The following is a 14,972-nucleotide window of genomic DNA, read 5'->3' on the forward strand; positions in this document are numbered from 1 at the left end:
CTTGGTATTCAGGGATTCTTGGTCAGGTGCCCCAACTGGCGAATTGTCGCCTGGACGTGTTTACCGAGCCTGATATGGAACTCGACTGCGCGGATCCTGTCTTCCTATGAAGACATGGCCTGCTCCGTGGCAGTCCAAGCTTGCGGCCGTACCTTAAATGTCGATCACAGATCCAGAACAGCGCGTTTGGCTCACTGAAGGAGGCATTGAACTCGATGCCGAACAAAGTCCTTGGCACAGGCGTTCCACTCCTAACGAAGAGGAGATAGCCATGCCAGCCTTGGATGAAGCGTTCGACGAATTCATGAAGCGCCGTGAGAGCGTTTCTCTCGACTATATCAACGGCAACTCTGCGACCCTGATCGGCATATCGACGGCCCACGACCCCGCGACCTTCTTTCCTCCCTCCGGTGACCTTATCGAAGGCGCGGTGGCGGTCAACGCGTCGAACGAGAAGGGAGCCATCTTATTTAGGGAAGGAAGCACGGGCGGTTTCGAAGTCCTTCAGTCTTGGTCGGAGGGAAATCTGGGCTTTTGGACAGGGCTCCAGCGCGCGAAAATCAGGATGGCTGGCCAAGACAGAGAGGTTCCGATGTCGCTGCGCGTGACGGAGGTCTTCCGGCGCGAGGAGGGGGAATGGAAGCTCGTCCATCGACACGCCGATATACTGAAGTCCTCTCCGTAACCTTGGCCAGTTCGGCGCTTAAAGTTGAATGTCAGTAGTTTAGTTTCGGATACCAGTCGGCGCCGCGCCCCGCCGGAGTCATATCGAGAATATTCCACAGCGGTGCGATATCGACAGCACCTCTCGGATCCTGGCCGGGATCGGCCGCTTCGCTGGGCATTTCGGCATTGTAAAAGACACGAACCTCTGAGCCCTTCTTCTGGTAAACCGTGAAGCCCGGATACTCGTGACCCTCATCATCGAGCAGGCCTAAATCTCGGGCATAGTCGTCACCTATAGTTTGAACGAAATCGAGGTCACGCCAACCTCGCTCCATGGCAAAGGCCCGTTGCCGCTCCACGAGGCTTCGGCCAACGATTTTGAACGCGACCCGTTGTTTGACGTCGGCCCCGTTGCCGTTCGCCCCGCCAAGGAAGTTTGTGCACATCGGGCAGGGCCGATCGCGCTGTGGGCCGAACATCCAGAAGTAGGTCACAAGCGTGTCGTGATCTCCGAAGAGTTCCGCAAGCCCGATCTCGCTGCCATTCTCGTCCTTGAAACGATAGTCCTTTTCGACAACCGGACCGGAGGGCAAGTTCCGCCGTTGCTCTGCAAGCCGGGTGAGGTGACGTCGGACTTCGATTTCTTCTGCCAGCAGCGCCGTTCTGGCCTCGGAATATTGCGGGCTTTCATTCTTGAACCGGGACACTCGCTTCGCAGCCAGCTCTGTAGCGGGTTTCAACTCACTCATGTTCATCTGTTCGCTCCCTTGAAAAATGGCAGGCATTTCGTGCTCGGATCAGCTTTTCGGCGGTTCAGCGAGAACGATCCGGTTGTTCTCCTCATCAAAGAAACTCGCAACCGCGCCGAAGGATCCGCGAGCCTCCGTCTCGGGCAAAATGCCTTCCGCAGACAGACGTTCCTTTTCCGCGGCGAGATCGGTCACGACGATGGTCATCACGGCTTTTCCGGCGCGCTCCTCGTCGCACCAGAGCTGGAGGCCACCATGTCACGTCGCTTGTGGAGCGCAAGAGCCGCTATACCGTGATGATCAAGAACCCAAGCCGGCACTTGCGTCCGGTCATGGACAAGATCATCAACGCATTCGCCGCTTCCTACCGACCAATACCGACCCCGCCCATTTGCCACAAGCAACCCTCAACCAGCTTGCGCGCATGCTCAACGACCAGCCGAGAAAGTGCCTCGGCTAGAAAGCCCCGGCAGAGGTCTTCGCCATGCATTTGCAGCAACAAGACTGATCCCCTAACCCTTAAAATGGCCATAATGCACTTGGGGCAGGATATCCATTCTTGGATTGGGGCTGGCAGCGTCGATGGGCATCCTGAATGCGCTTTGGTACGAGCTGCGTATCTTGCGTGAAGACCCGGCGGACGAGATCCTGCAGCTGCCCACCCGATGAAGGTGGCATATTCGCAAGAGGATTGACGTAATCTCGGTCGTCGTTCACGCACGAGCGATGGCCGGAACCTGCTCGTATGCGGTGGTCACCTGGCAAGCTCAACTGCGCAAAATGCCGGCCCGTTCAAGCTATAGAGTATGTTTACGATTTGAATATTGAATGGAAGGAAAGATGATTCATTGAAGGGCGAGATGAGCGAATATCAGAATAATGCGGTCAAATTGATGGATTTGAAGGCAGGGAGAGAGTCCTTGCTGAACGCCAAAGATCGAAGGGAGGAATTTATACGTCGGTCGCTGGAGCTATATTATGCGATGGGTGGCGAATGGGAATTCGTTCAGCCGATCGCCAAGAAAGTGTATTCAGATAAGCCAACCCGCATAGATATCGCCGTCGGGAACGTGATGTATAAGCTGGCTGCAATCGGCCATGTTTCCGATATCGATATCATTCAGGCCGCATACAACAAATTAGATGAGGCCAGGCAAAATATGTCGACTTCAGACAATGGGCACGATCCAAATGGCTCTGTTGCAAAAATTCCGGGCGGTTGATGAGGCTCTATGATCTCGGTCGTCACGCGGTGTGACCTTCCAGTTCTTGGGTGAGTAAGCCTGCCGCCTCCGTCAACGAGCTTGGTCCGATGCCGAAAGCACGTTCAGCTATATGGGCTTTCCCATGAAAGTCGGCCGTCAGATTGAAAATGCAGCCTGACCTTTGCGCAAAGCCTGCATGACCTCGAAGTCCTTGATTGTCGCGTAGGCTGATTTCAACGTCTTGAACCCTCTCACCGGCATTATCAGTTGTTTCAGTTTACCGTGGTCGGCCTCGACGACATTGTTCGAATATTTGACCTGCCTGTGCACCAGCTCTCCAGGGCATTTTCCTTCGGCCTTCAGGTCTGCAATCGCGATGCTGTAAGGCGGCGCCTTGTCGGTGTTGATGACGGTTGGTTTTTCCCAGCCTTTGAGGCCGTTCAAGGCCTTGCCGGGAGAGCGTTTGGCGGCTTTGGCGTTGCGCATCGGCGAGAGGTTGCCGAATTTATCGACAGCCCGGTAAAGGTAAGTCCATTGTCCGCCGACCTTCACATAGGTTTCATCGACGCGCCAGCTTGTTGATTGACCATCACTTCACTGCCCTGGATCGGCAGGTCCGGGAGACTGCGGTACGACCAACCGTGCCGACTTCCGCTCTGATGTCGGCAATCCGGGCTGAAACCTGCACGCGGATCGATGATTGCGCGTTGTCGATGACGTTAACAATGCGCTCCTCGCACCGTTCCGCAGGCGCAATGCGGACAGAGACCTTTGCGTCAGCTGGCTGTGCCACAATAATTGCATCTAATGGTAGAAAAACGGCGAATATTACAATTATGAGGTTTATAAGGGGATGGATATCAGGTCGTGGACACAATGCAAATGTACGTTTTGATTTCTGCGCCAACTCAATCAGGCTTGTCGCTCCCAATGATCGGGAACAGAGTCGAATTAATCAACCGTTTCAAATCACTACCGAAGGCAGGCCGGATCAGGATCAAAATGGAAATACGGCTCATCTCAAAGCGAAAATCCACACGATGTTCTCGGGGCTGATTACCGCCTGCTGCTCGTTTATGCGATAGCCTATGTCGTACTCCAGAGGCAGGAGATAAGGGTGCAGGCGCGCGAACTTATAGCCAATCCGTGCGCCGTAGCGAGCCGCACTGGAGCGTTGGACAGCAAGCGCAAGAGGAAGCTAACTTCGTTCTTGGAGGCTCGTCATCAATTCCCATGCGCTCGTTAGAACCGAACGCGGAACCAAGTTTTAGACCACGAGCGGCCCTGCCGCGCGCGGACTGTCATCAGGGATTTGACCAATCTGACAAATGATGGTGGCGACCGGATGTTGGCCGGTCGCCATGGATAGCTTCTACATCTTGCCGATGCTCTTCATGGCTTTGTCCATGTGCATCTTGCAATCGTCCATTTTTTTGGCCTTCATCGACTCTTTGGCCATCATCATTTCTTTTGACGCCGTGGCTTTCTTTTCCTTCGCCATCGGGCCGGTCATCGCGTCCACGTCACTCTGCGCCTTCATCATCGAGGCGTCATCGCATTTCATCATCGTGTTCGCGGCGTGCGTCGGCAATGTGAAAGCTGACATCAGCAAAGCAGTCGCAATCGCAAGTTTGATCATGTTTTCCTCCTCTTGATGGGCACAATTGCCCGCAGTCAGACGTTTTCCAGGCGATTAAATCCCCGCGTACCACTCATAGCCGCGGTCCTCCCAGAAACCGCCTTTGCCACCCCATAGGCTGGCAAAGCTCTCCTTGATTTCGATGCGCATCAGATATTTCGCATGCTTGTAGCCAAGATGACGTTCGACCCTCAGTCTGAGCGGCGCGCCATGAGCGACTTCGAGATCTTTGCCATTGAGCTGATAGGCAAGTATTGTCTGCGGATGAAAGGCATCGATCAGGTCGACGCTCTCGTAATAGGTGCCGCTGCCATCGATCGATTGTTCGAGCTGATCGGCACAGTAGAAGACCGCGTAACGGGCCGTAGGTTTCAGACCCACACTCTGGAGGATGGGGCCAAGCGGCACGCCCGTCCATTTTCCGATAGCGCTCCAGCCTTCAACGCAGTCGTGCCGTGTAATTTGCGTGCGCGATGGCAGCCTTTTCAGATCCGCCAACGAGAGGGCGACCGGGCGCTCCACCAGGCCGTCGATCTTTAGCCGCCAATCTGCAAAACCCGTCGCTATCATCCGGGCATATTCATCGCCATCCGGTTGACTGGTTCCGTTCGATCTGAAGGTGGGTGAGAGGTCCGCCTCCGAAAATTCGCGGGCCAGCCTGTCGCCCGGGACTAAAAGTCGCTGGCTTTTCATTGTGAGCGTCTCTGCCATCGCCAGCACGGTCTGAACTTTGGCGCTGTGGGCGACCTCGTCGCAGCCCGTGAGACCGATTGCGCCAAGCCCCGCGGCCGATCCGATCAGGAGATCGCGTCGAGTGATAGAAAATGTCATTCCCCATCTCCTCCGGTTTCGATTCCGTAGCGGCCAGTAATCATTGAGCGCATGTTGTTCCAGAGACCGGAGAGGATGACCATTGCCACATGCACCAGGACGAAGAAGACGATCGACCAGGCGCAGATGAAATGGATGGAGCGTGCCGACTGCCGGCCGCCAAATAAATCGAGCAGGAAGGGGAAGCCGGCATCCATGCCGGGTGACATGGTCAGCCCTGTCGCAAGCATCAGCGGCAGCAGAACGAAGATAACAATCAGATAAGCGAGTTTCTGGAGAGCATTATAGTGGCGTGCCTTTTCTCCTTTCGGGAAGCGTAGCCGCGCGTGGTCGGCGATTTCCTGTTTGAGATGAGTGGGTGAGAGCTCATCGGCGCTCGGCGCAAGATCGCGCCGGAAATGACCGCCCAGGAAGCCGTACAGCAAGTAGATCGATCCGTTGATCACGAAGAGCCAGGCAAAAAACAGATGCCACCGACGGCCGGTCGCGAGATCCTGGTAGCTCGGGATGGTTGCCCAAGAAGGAAAACCGCGCTCTGTCACATCATCGCCGACCCGCGAAACACCCAGAACGCCCGTTGTCACAAGAGAGAGGCTCCCAACGCGTAGAAGGCCACGTGCGCTGTCTCCGTCCTGGACCGCTCCGATCGATAGCCAGGATGGATCGGCATCGGCACCGTATTGCCCCCAATATAGGGATGGATGTGCATTGAATATCTGCAGACCGCTCATCAGAAGCAGGCTTAGGCAAAGGAGATTGAGCCAATGTGTAATGCGCGTCAGCACCGAATGACGGTGAATGAAGGTCGTCTTCCGGCGCGTCGGCGGCGCTGTTTCCAGATGGTCCACGTTCGCCATGGTCACTCCTCCAGAGCTGGCTACGGTACTATCGGGTAATACGGGTGATAAAATACTCTTGTTACAGGCGCAGCGAAATAATCTTTGAGAGACGGATTAGCTCCACTCCTAAAAACTTGGATCGCTTGTCCAGGCAGACTCGGTCTTGTGGTCACAAAGCCGTGAGCTTGTAACAGGCGACGGTCTCATTGCGAAGCCTATGATGGAACCACTGGAGGAGAAGCGATGAGGCAACTGGCGAAGTTAATCATCTTTGGAACGGCCGTGTGCGGCATGGCGGGTATTTCCCATGGGGCACCGATTGACCACCATACTCTCATGGTTGTCGAACTCTTCACCAGCCAGGGGCGTTCGTCCTGTCCCCCCGCCAATGCCAACCTGATAAAGCTCAGCAAGCGCGATGATGTTCTGACATTGAGCTTTGCAGTGACATATTGGGACTATCTCGGCTGGAAGGACATATTTGGAAAGCAGGCGTTTACAGACCGACAGATTGCATATGAGGCACCGTTGCATCAGTCTGGGCCTTTCACACCCCAAATGAATATTAACGGCACGAAGACTGTTGTTGGAAACAACCTCTTAGAGCTGACCGGACTTCTGTCAACCGCCTCTCACTTGAAAGGACCGGCAATTACGCTGAACCAGATCCGTACAGAGATAGGCCGCGGCGATGCCCGTGGAACGGCGGCGGATGTCTGGTTGATTTGAAGACGTTGCGGATCCGCCTCATCCTCGATTTTGCGAGCCTTGCTCTTGTCGTCCTGTGCCTTGCCTACTGGTGGCTCGGCAATCCGTCGCACGAACGCTTCGGCACCGCGCTCTTTGCGCTCGCGATCGTCCACAATGTTTTCAACAGGCGATGGTCTCAAACATCCCGCGAAACCTCAGCGACAGCTCAAGGCTGCTGAACGCTGCCACAATCGCATGCCTTGCTACGGCATTGACGATTATGCTGGTCAGCAGCACGCCGATCTCGCGCGATTTGTTTCCATATCTAACGCAGGACGGAGCGTTCGCAGTCGGCGAAGTCCATATGTTTGCCACCCACTGGCTGCTCACATATTTGACCAGCACGCTCATCGCCATCGTTAACGGCCACAAGCAGAGCCAGACTGGGGATCTCTCACCGTGGAACTACGCAGAACGAACGGGCGATTGAAGTTCGCTATCGACCCTAAGCGGATTTTAGCGGGCTGGGGAGTAGGGCAGCTTCGCGCCTTCATAATGGTCATCGAGCCGCCCGTCGCTGTTGCTGCGAAGCGGACATGACGCAGTGACAACGCGGGTCGCAGTTGCGCCATGAGCCGCCGCTCCGCTTCATACGGGTGATTAGATCACGAACTCCTCCTCGTATGTCTGGGGTTCGGGAACAACCGTAACCTCCACCGGAACAATCCAATTGGCCACGTAGCTCTCACAGTCGGAACGCTGGAGGTCTGGCTGCACGCACCCCGCCCCATCGATCGCGCGACATCGCAGTATATATCGCCCCACGTCTTCAGGGGTCCACATGTACTCCCACAAGCGCCATGCAAAGGGATGTTCTGTTTCGAGGAGCTTTCCCTCGCGCCAGCCCCTGCCATCTCCGGTGCAGACCTGCACCTGCCGGATCGCAGCCTCTCCGCTCCAGGCGGCTCCGAAAATCCGATACGGTTGGCCGACGATGAGACGCGCCCCCTGTATGGGACGCGCGATCTGCGCTTTGACCTCCATCTCCGCAAGAGGGACCAGCCTGGGTTCCCCGAGGTTGCGCTCCCAACGGAAATAGTCGCGCGCCTGCCAGTAGCCAAGGAATGGTTGCTCCACAACCGTGATATGTGTGATCCACTTGACCCAAGCCATGCCGAACCAGCCACCCACGACCGCCCGTAACGGATAGCCGTGATCGCGCGTCAACGGCTCGTCATTCATCGAATAGGCAAGCATCGTAATGTCAGCGATGGCCTTCTCAAGCGGTAAACTGCGCGCAAAAGCGATGGGGCCGGGAGAAGCCGTCTTCTTGTTCGCGTCGACAAGGCCGCTGTCGGCGCCTGCGAGCACTACCTCGCATGCAGTTCGCTTAACGCCCGCCATTTCCAAAATCTCGCGCAGGGGAACACCTGTCCACGTGGCATTGCCGACAGCGCCGTTCTGCCACTGCAACCCCTCCTTCGGCGGCACATAGTAGACGCGCCCGTTCCCTGCGCACTCGACGACGGCGGTCAACGTCGTGCTCCGCATTGCCTTGATGCTGTCGAGGTCAAGTTCGATCGGCCGCTCCACTGCCCCGTCAACGCGTAATCTCCAGTCTCGCGCATCGAGGTCCGGCGACGGGAAATGGTTTCGCACGAAGAACAGCTCGGTTGGGATCAGCCAATCGGAGAGCGACGCAAACGGAAACTCGATGTTCTGTGGGGATTTCTGTCGAACTATTAGACTGGGTTGCTGCGGTATCGGCATCGTCCTCGTCTCCCCTTCCAAGAGTACAGCGTCGGCTCTCGATCGCAAGAATTCCGGTTCGGTCACTCGCAGTGCTGTCGCATTCCGCCTTCTGGCCGCATCCTAGCACATACCGCACGTTCCTCGGATCGATCTTGAACGGCAGCAAAGGGGCCGACGGCGGTCTTGACCGCATTGCGCCCTCATAGTTGCCGTTCAGCACATTCGCCGCAGTGCCCGGAAACTGCCATTTGATCAGGTCGCGGCAGGCGAGATCGATCTAGGCTCCCCTGAAAAGATCTGATCACAAAGTGGTAGCAACAGGGCGCACACTGCCTCGCCGTCGCGCTGTTCGCCGCGTAAGGTGGTGAAGGTCGCGAAACTCGTGAGCGTGAACAGCAGGTCGACGATGTCGGCTTTCGCCTGTCCCTCGGCAATGCCCTGACGATCGACCAATATTCCCAACAATGCGCGCCGCCGCTCGTTACGCGCGGCCAGTGCCTCGCTCAATTCGGCATCCATCGCCGCTGCGGCGAAGATTCCGCCAAGCCCTTCATCCGACATCCAGAAATCGCAGAATGTTCTGACAACCCAGGCGAGCGCGGCACGCGGCTCGGGCATCGCCATCGCCTTGGCGAGGCCGGTCAGATTGCCTTGCTCGGCAACCGCGTCGAACGCGGCTTCGAGCAACCCATTGCGCGAGCCGAATTGGTTGTAGACGGTCAGCCGCGTGACGCCGACCGCCCTGGCCACGGATTCGAGCGACAGTGCCTGTCCGCCGGACTGGCGGAGAATGTCCAGAGCCGCAGCAACCAGACGCGCCCGCGTCTCCGCCGCCTTCGCTTCGCGTTTTTCGGTCGAATAGGGTCTTGACGATTTGCTGGAAATATTCATTATACAACCTGTATATCTAATTTGAGATTGGCCTGTCGATCCGGAGCCTCGCAATGCAAATCTTGCTGATTATCACCATCGCTGTCCATGTCCTGTCGTCGATCTTCTGGGCAGGGTCAACCTTCGTTCTCGCCAGAAACGGCGGGCAGGGGGGTGCCGCGTTGTTCCGTCCGCAGATCGGCGCGGCGAGCGTCTCGGTCCTGTCGGGGGGGCTGCTCTGGTATCTGCTTCATCAAGGCAGCTTCCAACGCACCGAAATGATCCTCGCGACGGGGGCCGCCGCCGCGATCATGGCCTTGCTGGTCCAGATCATAATGATCCGGGCGGCGATGCTATCCGAGGAGGCGTCGCCGCGGGCCGCCTCCGGCTATCGCGTGTCCGCCGCGCTGCTTGTCGTCACGATCATCTGCATGGCCGTGGCACGGTACGTCTGAGGTAAATGGCAATGCTCAACATTCCCCTGTTTCCCGATCTCGCTGGCAAAACCGCGCTGATCACCGGCGGCTCCGGCGGGATCGGCGCCGAGACAGCGCGCTGGTTCGCTCATAACGGCGTCCAGGTGACGATCGTCGGACGCGACCGGTCGCGGATCGAGCACGTCCGAGCCTCACTCGCCGCCATTTCGGCGGGCCATGCGGCGATCGAGCTCGATTGTACCAGCGCCGATCAACTCGAGGCCGCGCGTACCACCCTGATCGAACGACAGGGTGGCCTCGACATCCTGATCGCCTTTGCCGGTGGCGGCACGAGCCGGCCCGCGCCGATCGAGCAGGTGACCGAGCGGGATTGGCGTTCCAGTCTGGACAATAACGTCACTGCGACCTTCCTCACGCTGCGAACCTTCGCGGCGGACCTCAAGAAAAGCGGCCGCGGCGCTGCAGTCACGATGGCCTCGACCGCCGGCCGCGCTCCTTCCTCGGCGCCACTCGGTTACGGTGTCGCGAAGGCGGGGATCGTCCTGCTCACCCAGCAACTCGCACGAGATCTGGGTCCTGATGGCGTGCGCGTGAACTGCATATCGCCGTCCGCGGTGCTGACCGATCGCACGGCGGAGCACATGCCGCCCGCCGTGCGACAGGAGATCGCCGATGCCCATCCGCTGCGCCGACTGGGAACACCGGCCGATATCGCCGCGGCGACCTTGTTCCTGGCGTCGGAAAGCGCCGGCTGGCTGACCGGCGCGACGCTCGACATCGCTGGCGGCCGGTTGATGCACTGATTGCCGATCATTCTTTCGAAAAGGTATTACCACATGGATCTCGAGCTCAATCACGCCATCGTCCACTGCACCGACAAAGCGGCGGCAGCTCGCTTCTTCGCCGACCTGATCGACGCGGCGCCCATGCGCGTCTCGGGACCGTTCGCCGCCGTGCGGGTCAACGATCGGCTGACGTTCGACTTCTATGACCAGGGTGCCTTCGCCTTCGGTCATTTCGCTTTCCTGGTAAGCGACCGGGAATTCGATGCGGTTCTGCGCCGCGCCACGGCGGGCGCGCTACTGTTCGGATCGGGGCCGTTTGCGCGAGACCAGGCGATAAATCACCTGAATGGCGGGCGCGGGGTTTATGTCTGGGACGACGATGGCAACAGCTACGAATTCTTCACGGCCGATCCGCTGGGATGACGGCAGTCACGCATGCCCGGTTGACGATCGTCGGCGCAGCGCAGCCATTTTACTGGCAGCGCCGTAGGTCCGCATCGAGCACCATCGACGCCATGTGCCTCGGTGCAACGGCCCCTCGTTTGAGGTAATCGACCGAGCTGCTATGCGCCTTCCCATTCCGACCGTTCGCGCGGGCCGGAAGTTTCTCGAAAGCCGCCGCTCGGCTTGCTTGTGCTGAATGTCCCGATTGAGTGGAAAGTGGACTGTCTTCGTTAAGGCAATACTGGACAGATGCGGACCTTGCCTGGACAACGGCGGCGATCTAAGAGTGACTATGCCTTTTCCTTCATCTCACAATTCGGGAATTGCTGAATGGCGCGGAGCCTTCGAGAACGCGGAGGTCAACGCTCTCCACGCGAAATGCTTTGAACACCGGGAGTTGGCGGACGACTGGTGGGCCCAAGTCAATCACTTCAGTCTAGGATGGGTTTGCATTCGTCGACCGGCGAGGTTGGTCGGGTTCGTGAACGTGGCGTGGGATGGAGGAGTGCATGCATTTGACCTGGACACCATGGTCGCTCCCGCTTTCCAACGCCAGGGGATTGGGAAGGCCCTCATCGAAGAGGCTGTCGCCCATACAAAGCGGACAGACTGCGAGTGGCTGCATGTAGATTTCGATCCACATCTCGGGCCGTTTTATTTCGACGCCTGTGGCTTCAAACCGACGAGCGCCGGCCTGATCCCATTGAAATGAGATGACAGCTTTTGGGCTCGACAGTGCTTTCGTCGGCTGATCTGCAGCTGAATGGCAGCTAACTTGCGTGGTCATGCAAAAGCAGATGGTCAGCTTCCGGCCCCAAATCGGTCATTCCACGCAAACAAGATGGATGTCGATTACTGAGGAATATCAAACGGATGGCTGTTTGCAACAATACGGTCATCGCATCGCATCGGTTCAAGAGCTTCGCAAACTACTCGGCGTTAGTCACAAGGGCGGAGCCAGCACTCGGTGCTTGCGTTGCTCATACGGTCGATGTAGGCGCATTGGCCGCGGTAACGACGGTCAGACTTCGGCCGATGGCGCCGAACGTCTTCGATCGGACGCAGCTATGCCCGTGACCAGGGGTTATATCTAGCGCGCAGCGGAGACGAGAAGTCTGCCTGCGAGAGCGACATGCTTTCTATTACAGTTGCGGTCGCGATACCACTAGCGCTTGCCGAATGCGCGCAGAAAGGTCTTCGTTGCCTCTCCTGCCATGCGGTGGACCTCTTCCTCTTGAGTTGGACGACCGATCTGTTGGTTGATCCGCAGATCTGTCGCGAGCAGCGCCATGTATTGGCGCGCGGCAAGTGCCGGATCCTCTATGTCTAGATAACCAGCCAGCGCGAGCTGTGCCAGGCGAGCTGCGATTGCGGGGTATTTCTTGCCTGGTCCGTACTCCTTCCAGGTCTCAAACAGTTCGGGAAATCTGCCACCTTCGGTCTCCAGGAGCTTGCGTAGCCAGCGACCATTCGAATCGCAGACTGCCTTGCGCAGGAGAAGCGCTGAAAATTCGGTCAGTTCCTTTTCGAGATCGATAGGCGCCACGGGAAATGTATCCAACACCCGAAAGAAGTCGGCGCTCGACTTCTCGGTGATTTCCGCAACTACAACCTTGAATAGATTATCCTTGTCGCCGAGTTGATTGTACACCGTCTGACGTGACACGCCGGCTCTTGCTGCAATGGCATCGATGCTCGCCGCTGCAAACCCGTCCTCGGCAAAAACGCCTGCGGCCGCGTTCAAGATTGCCTGACGTTTGCTGGTGGTGGGCGGGCAACTCTCTGTCTCGGAAGAAACCGCTGCGGGCGAAGTTTTCATGACACCACCATATAGGACTTGACCAATTGGACAATACTGTCCAAAATATTTTACAGGAATGACGGGCTATGCGTTGGAACCATCTCCGTCTTCCATTGTCCCATCTATAATCGCCCACTCAACCCTCGTCACATGCTTTTTGTATGAGGCTTTGCTTCGTCCGGGGAATAGTGTGCGGGAAAGGTTTTTGCCGTGCAGAGCAAGGATTCCGCTTCATCCGCCGGAGCCGGCGGCTCCCACCATGCCATCGTTCTTGGCCTCCTTTCAGCCGTCGGTCTCTTTGCCCTCGACATGTATCTACCCGCGTTGCCGACGATCAGTCTGGACCTTCACGCTGACAGCCATGCAGTTCAGGCAAGCCTGATCTCCTTCTTCGCCGCCATGGCTGTGTCGCAGATTATCTATGGTCCACTGTCGGACATGTTTGGCCGCAAGCGGCCTCTGTATGTCGGTCTGGTGCTCTACATCCTCGGCGCGATCGGCTGCGCGCTCTCCACCGATATTGGCTCGCTGGTCGCCTTCCGTTTCATTCAGGGCACCGGCGCCTGTGCCGGCGTCGTGATTGCCCGCGCCATCGTGCGCGACCTGCATACGGGGGCCGCCGCCGCGCAACTGATGTCGCGGCTTATGTTGGTCTTCAGTATCTCACCCATCCTGGCGCCGCTCGCGGGCAGCATGGTGACGGTGTTCGGGAGCTGGCGACTGATCTTTTGGGTCATGGTCTTCGCCGGTGTTGTCGGTTTTGTCGCGGGCCGTTTTTTCCTTGAGGAGACCCGTCCGGTTGCGGTTCGCAGTGAAAGCAGCCTCGGCGGAGCATTGAAAGCCTATGGAACACTCCTTAGGGACCCGTACTATCTTGGTCTGGTGCTGATGGCCTCCTTCGGCATGTCAAGCTACATGATCTATGTCGCCAACTCCTCCTTCGTACTAATCGGCCATTACGGGCTCTCTCCGACCTTTTACAGTCTCGTCTTTTCGGTGAATGCCATCGGCTTCATCGGCATGTCGCAGATGAACGGTTGGCTTGCCCGCCGGATTGGTTTGCGCAAGGTGATTCGCGGTGCGGCTTCTGGTTATGTGCTGACGATGTTGGCGCTGGCTGTCATAATGGCCGGTGGGGTTGATCGCCTCGACATCATGGCGGCCCTCCTGTTTGCGGGCTACGCTTTCCTTGGAATGATCGTGCCGAATGCGGCGGTACTGGCGCTTGAACACTATGGCCGCATCGCCGGCACGGCCTCGGCGATGATGGGGACGGTCCAGTTCATGACATCGGCGCTGGTGGTTGGCGTCAGCGGTATGTTTATGGACGGTACGGCGAGACCGATGGTAGCCATCATCGCTATCTGCTCGGCCGTCGTATTCCTCCTTTCGATCGCAGTGCTGAAGAGCAGGCATGTGGTCGCGGCTGAATAGATCTTGTGTCACCGATTGCAGCGGCTTGTGCAGGTCGCTCGCACCGGGGCCTCTTCAGCGCGAGCGAAATGCGCCTTCGCAGCGGCTCCAAAATCTTCGGACAGCGGAGCTTCAGGCTTGCGTATCTTTTTCCCACCAGCCTGGGGATTCACGTCAGCGGCTGCAGCGAGAGCTTCCAGTTCTGCAATGTTGCTGCCGGTAAGGGTAATACTCCTGGCACGAGCCAGAGCACGTTTTCGTAGCGGTAGATGGGAGTTCTCGACCCGATTACTGAGACCTTTGGGCGACTGACCTTCGACATCCGGTATGACTTGCCGTTTCGCCGCGCCGTACGATCGCAGCTTGTCAGTGATGATGCGCCTTGGCCTCAGCCCTTGCTTCTTTAACGCTTGATCAGCAACCGCTTGGCGGCTTGGTATCGCGGCGGGTCTGCACGGTTTCATCGAGAACGTGGCCGCTCTGATCGACGGCGCGCCACAGCCAATACCTTCGGCGGCAGATGGAAATCACCACCTCGCCCAGATGCCAGACGTCCTTTCGCGAATGCTCCTTGCGGCGCACTCGCTTTCATAGGATGGACCGAATTTCCGGCCCCATCGCCGATCGTTTCATACGAAACAACAACGCCACGCTCGAGCAGCATCTCCTCGACCAGCCATAGGCTCAGAGGGAACCGAAAATAGAGCCAGACTGCGCGGGCAGTAATCTGCGGCGGAAAGCGATGGTTCTCATAGCTGATGATGGGTTCGCTCATGCCCACCGCATTGTCCGCGAACCGTTAAGCCACAGATAACGTGACACCGCCGCTTGGTCCTCATCCCTTCAAGACT

General features: G+C 57.7%; 19 protein-coding genes and 2 pseudogenes. 11 read left to right on the forward strand and 10 right to left on the reverse strand.

Translation table 11 applies throughout. From position 1 onward, the window contains the following. Nucleotides 1–157 precede the first annotated feature (157 nt). Nucleotides 158–685, forward strand: coding sequence for a nuclear transport factor 2 family protein (locus GGD46_RS24790; protein ID WP_210325711.1), 528 nt, complete (start codon nucleotides 158–160; stop codon nucleotides 683–685). Between the two features lie 31 nt (nucleotides 686–716). On the opposite strand, the gene GGD46_RS24795 is transcribed toward GGD46_RS24790, so the two are convergent. Next, complete coding sequence (locus GGD46_RS24795; protein WP_210325712.1) at nucleotides 717–1,421, reverse strand: DUF899 family protein; 705 nt, start codon at nucleotides 1,419–1,421, stop codon at nucleotides 717–719. Nucleotides 1,422–1,463: 42 nt separating this feature from the next. Further along, nucleotides 1,464–1,622 carry a VOC family protein gene (locus tag GGD46_RS24800; RefSeq protein WP_184708977.1) on the reverse strand — a complete coding sequence of 53 codons (159 nt, stop codon included), beginning with the start codon at nucleotides 1,620–1,622 and terminating at the stop codon, nucleotides 1,464–1,466. A gap of 342 nt (nucleotides 1,623–1,964) precedes the next feature. On the opposite strand from GGD46_RS24800, the gene cydX reads away from it, so the two are divergent. Together cydX and GGD46_RS24815 are read left to right on the forward strand one after the other, a co-directional pair. Next, nucleotides 1,965–2,084, forward strand: a complete 120-nt coding sequence (gene cydX / locus GGD46_RS24810) for a cytochrome bd-I oxidase subunit CydX (RefSeq protein ID WP_184709063.1) — start codon at nucleotides 1,965–1,967, stop codon at nucleotides 2,082–2,084. Nucleotides 2,085–2,275: 191 nt separating this feature from the next. Continuing rightward, the gene (locus GGD46_RS24815; RefSeq protein ID WP_184708979.1) at nucleotides 2,276–2,638 is read left to right on the forward strand and encodes a hypothetical protein; all 363 of its coding nucleotides are present in this window, start codon (nucleotides 2,276–2,278) and stop codon (nucleotides 2,636–2,638) included. A gap of 22 nt (nucleotides 2,639–2,660) precedes the next feature. Here GGD46_RS24815 and GGD46_RS24820 read toward each other — a convergent pair. The 4 genes and pseudogenes from GGD46_RS24820 to GGD46_RS24835 all read right to left on the reverse strand — a co-directional run. Further along, nucleotides 2,661–3,202 (reverse strand): annotated as a pseudogene (locus tag GGD46_RS24820) (IS6 family transposase); the annotation flags it as partial. A gap of 790 nt (nucleotides 3,203–3,992) precedes the next feature. Further along, entirely contained in the window at nucleotides 3,993–4,259 is a 267-nt protein-coding gene (locus GGD46_RS24825) for a hypothetical protein (RefSeq protein ID WP_184708981.1), read from the reverse strand. Between the two features lie 54 nt (nucleotides 4,260–4,313). Next, on the reverse strand, nucleotides 4,314–5,090 hold the full coding sequence (locus GGD46_RS24830; RefSeq protein WP_184708983.1) for a molybdopterin-binding protein: 777 nt from the start codon (nucleotides 5,088–5,090) through the stop codon (nucleotides 4,314–4,316). Beyond that, entirely contained in the window at nucleotides 5,087–5,947 is an 861-nt protein-coding gene (locus GGD46_RS24835) for a cytochrome b/b6 domain-containing protein (RefSeq protein ID WP_184708985.1), read from the reverse strand. Before GGD46_RS24835 ends, GGD46_RS24830 begins: the two co-directional genes overlap by 4 nt. 225 nt (nucleotides 5,948–6,172) lie before the next feature. Here GGD46_RS24835 and GGD46_RS24840 point away from each other — a divergent pair, with 225 nt between their 5' ends. The 3 genes from GGD46_RS24840 to GGD46_RS24850 are packed head-to-tail and all read left to right on the forward strand — an operon-like array spanning nucleotide 6,173 to nucleotide 7,109. After that, complete coding sequence (locus GGD46_RS24840) at nucleotides 6,173–6,658, forward strand: DUF1223 domain-containing protein (protein ID WP_184708987.1); 486 nt, start codon at nucleotides 6,173–6,175, stop codon at nucleotides 6,656–6,658. After that, nucleotides 6,655–6,858 (forward strand): hypothetical protein, encoded by a 204-nt coding sequence (locus GGD46_RS24845; RefSeq protein WP_184708989.1) that lies wholly within the window; start codon nucleotides 6,655–6,657, stop codon nucleotides 6,856–6,858. The genes GGD46_RS24840 and GGD46_RS24845 overlap by 4 nt, the downstream gene beginning before the upstream one ends. Before the next feature lie 41 nt (nucleotides 6,859–6,899). After that, nucleotides 6,900–7,109, forward strand: coding sequence for a hypothetical protein (locus GGD46_RS24850; RefSeq protein ID WP_184709071.1), 210 nt, complete (start codon nucleotides 6,900–6,902; stop codon nucleotides 7,107–7,109). Between the two features lie 170 nt (nucleotides 7,110–7,279). On the opposite strand, the gene GGD46_RS24855 is transcribed toward GGD46_RS24850, so the two are convergent. Together GGD46_RS24855 and GGD46_RS24860 are read right to left on the reverse strand one after the other, a co-directional pair. Continuing rightward, complete coding sequence (locus GGD46_RS24855) at nucleotides 7,280–8,389, reverse strand: sulfite oxidase (RefSeq protein WP_184708991.1); 1,110 nt, start codon at nucleotides 8,387–8,389, stop codon at nucleotides 7,280–7,282. A gap of 234 nt (nucleotides 8,390–8,623) precedes the next feature. Continuing rightward, nucleotides 8,624–9,262 (reverse strand): TetR/AcrR family transcriptional regulator, encoded by a 639-nt coding sequence (locus tag GGD46_RS24860; RefSeq protein WP_184708993.1) that lies wholly within the window; start codon nucleotides 9,260–9,262, stop codon nucleotides 8,624–8,626. A 53-nt stretch (nucleotides 9,263–9,315) separates the two neighbouring features. Here GGD46_RS24860 and GGD46_RS24865 point away from each other — a divergent pair, with 53 nt between their 5' ends. The 4 genes from GGD46_RS24865 (at nucleotide 9,316) to GGD46_RS24880 (ending at nucleotide 11,619) form a co-directional block, all read left to right on the forward strand. Then, nucleotides 9,316–9,696, forward strand: coding sequence for a hypothetical protein (locus tag GGD46_RS24865; protein WP_184708995.1), 381 nt, complete (start codon nucleotides 9,316–9,318; stop codon nucleotides 9,694–9,696). A gap of 11 nt (nucleotides 9,697–9,707) precedes the next feature. Further along, nucleotides 9,708–10,481: an SDR family NAD(P)-dependent oxidoreductase gene (locus tag GGD46_RS24870; RefSeq protein ID WP_184708997.1), complete on the forward strand. Its 774-nt coding sequence runs from the start codon at nucleotides 9,708–9,710 to the stop codon at nucleotides 10,479–10,481. Between the two features lie 33 nt (nucleotides 10,482–10,514). Beyond that, nucleotides 10,515–10,886, forward strand: coding sequence for a VOC family protein (locus tag GGD46_RS24875; RefSeq protein WP_184708999.1), 372 nt, complete (start codon nucleotides 10,515–10,517; stop codon nucleotides 10,884–10,886). A 313-nt stretch (nucleotides 10,887–11,199) separates the two neighbouring features. Further along, nucleotides 11,200–11,619, forward strand: coding sequence for a GNAT family N-acetyltransferase (locus GGD46_RS24880; protein WP_184709001.1), 420 nt, complete (start codon nucleotides 11,200–11,202; stop codon nucleotides 11,617–11,619). Between the two features lie 453 nt (nucleotides 11,620–12,072). Here GGD46_RS24880 and GGD46_RS24885 read toward each other — a convergent pair whose 3' ends face one another. Beyond that, nucleotides 12,073–12,726, reverse strand: a complete 654-nt coding sequence (locus GGD46_RS24885; protein ID WP_184709003.1) for a TetR/AcrR family transcriptional regulator — start codon at nucleotides 12,724–12,726, stop codon at nucleotides 12,073–12,075. A gap of 192 nt (nucleotides 12,727–12,918) precedes the next feature. Here GGD46_RS24885 and GGD46_RS24890 point away from each other — a divergent pair, with 192 nt between their 5' ends. Continuing rightward, nucleotides 12,919–14,142: a multidrug effflux MFS transporter gene (locus GGD46_RS24890; RefSeq protein ID WP_184709005.1), complete on the forward strand. Its 1,224-nt coding sequence runs from the start codon at nucleotides 12,919–12,921 to the stop codon at nucleotides 14,140–14,142. Between the two features lie 206 nt (nucleotides 14,143–14,348). Here GGD46_RS24890 and GGD46_RS34545 read toward each other — a convergent pair. Then, nucleotides 14,349–14,943: pseudogene (locus GGD46_RS34545) on the reverse strand (IS6 family transposase); the annotation flags it as partial. Nucleotides 14,944–14,972: the final 29 nt, after the last annotated feature.

The sequence above is a fragment of the Martinezella lusitana genome (genome assembly GCF_014207095.1).
GTDB lineage: Bacteria > Pseudomonadota > Alphaproteobacteria > Rhizobiales > Rhizobiaceae > Rhizobium > Rhizobium lusitanum_B.

Coding starts and splice junctions, on each gene's coding strand:
- GGD46_RS24870 (WP_184708997.1), top strand. CDS start 9,708: ATGCTCAACATTCCCCTGTTTCCCGATCTCGCTGGCAAAACCGCGCTG.
- GGD46_RS24855 (WP_184708991.1), bottom strand. CDS start 8,389: ATGCCGATACCGCAGCAACCCAGTCTAATAGTTCGACAGAAATCCCCA.
- GGD46_RS24880 (WP_184709001.1), top strand. CDS start 11,200: ATGCCTTTTCCTTCATCTCACAATTCGGGAATTGCTGAATGGCGCGGA.
- GGD46_RS24825 (WP_184708981.1), bottom strand. CDS start 4,259: ATGATCAAACTTGCGATTGCGACTGCTTTGCTGATGTCAGCTTTCACA.
- GGD46_RS24830 (WP_184708983.1), bottom strand. CDS start 5,090: ATGACATTTTCTATCACTCGACGCGATCTCCTGATCGGATCGGCCGCG.
- GGD46_RS24800 (WP_184708977.1), bottom strand. CDS start 1,622: ATGACCATCGTCGTGACCGATCTCGCCGCGGAAAAGGAACGTCTGTCT.
- GGD46_RS24850 (WP_184709071.1), top strand. CDS start 6,900: ATGCTGGTCAGCAGCACGCCGATCTCGCGCGATTTGTTTCCATATCTA.
- GGD46_RS24885 (WP_184709003.1), bottom strand. CDS start 12,726: ATGAAAACTTCGCCCGCAGCGGTTTCTTCCGAGACAGAGAGTTGCCCG.
- GGD46_RS24795 (WP_210325712.1), bottom strand. CDS start 1,421: ATGAACATGAGTGAGTTGAAACCCGCTACAGAGCTGGCTGCGAAGCGA.
- GGD46_RS24840 (WP_184708987.1), top strand. CDS start 6,173: ATGAGGCAACTGGCGAAGTTAATCATCTTTGGAACGGCCGTGTGCGGC.
- GGD46_RS24815 (WP_184708979.1), top strand. CDS start 2,276: ATGAGCGAATATCAGAATAATGCGGTCAAATTGATGGATTTGAAGGCA.
- GGD46_RS24865 (WP_184708995.1), top strand. CDS start 9,316: ATGCAAATCTTGCTGATTATCACCATCGCTGTCCATGTCCTGTCGTCG.
- GGD46_RS24835 (WP_184708985.1), bottom strand. CDS start 5,947: ATGGCGAACGTGGACCATCTGGAAACAGCGCCGCCGACGCGCCGGAAG.
- GGD46_RS24860 (WP_184708993.1), bottom strand. CDS start 9,262: ATGAATATTTCCAGCAAATCGTCAAGACCCTATTCGACCGAAAAACGC.
- GGD46_RS24875 (WP_184708999.1), top strand. CDS start 10,515: ATGGATCTCGAGCTCAATCACGCCATCGTCCACTGCACCGACAAAGCG.
- GGD46_RS24790 (WP_210325711.1), top strand. CDS start 158: ATGTCGATCACAGATCCAGAACAGCGCGTTTGGCTCACTGAAGGAGGC.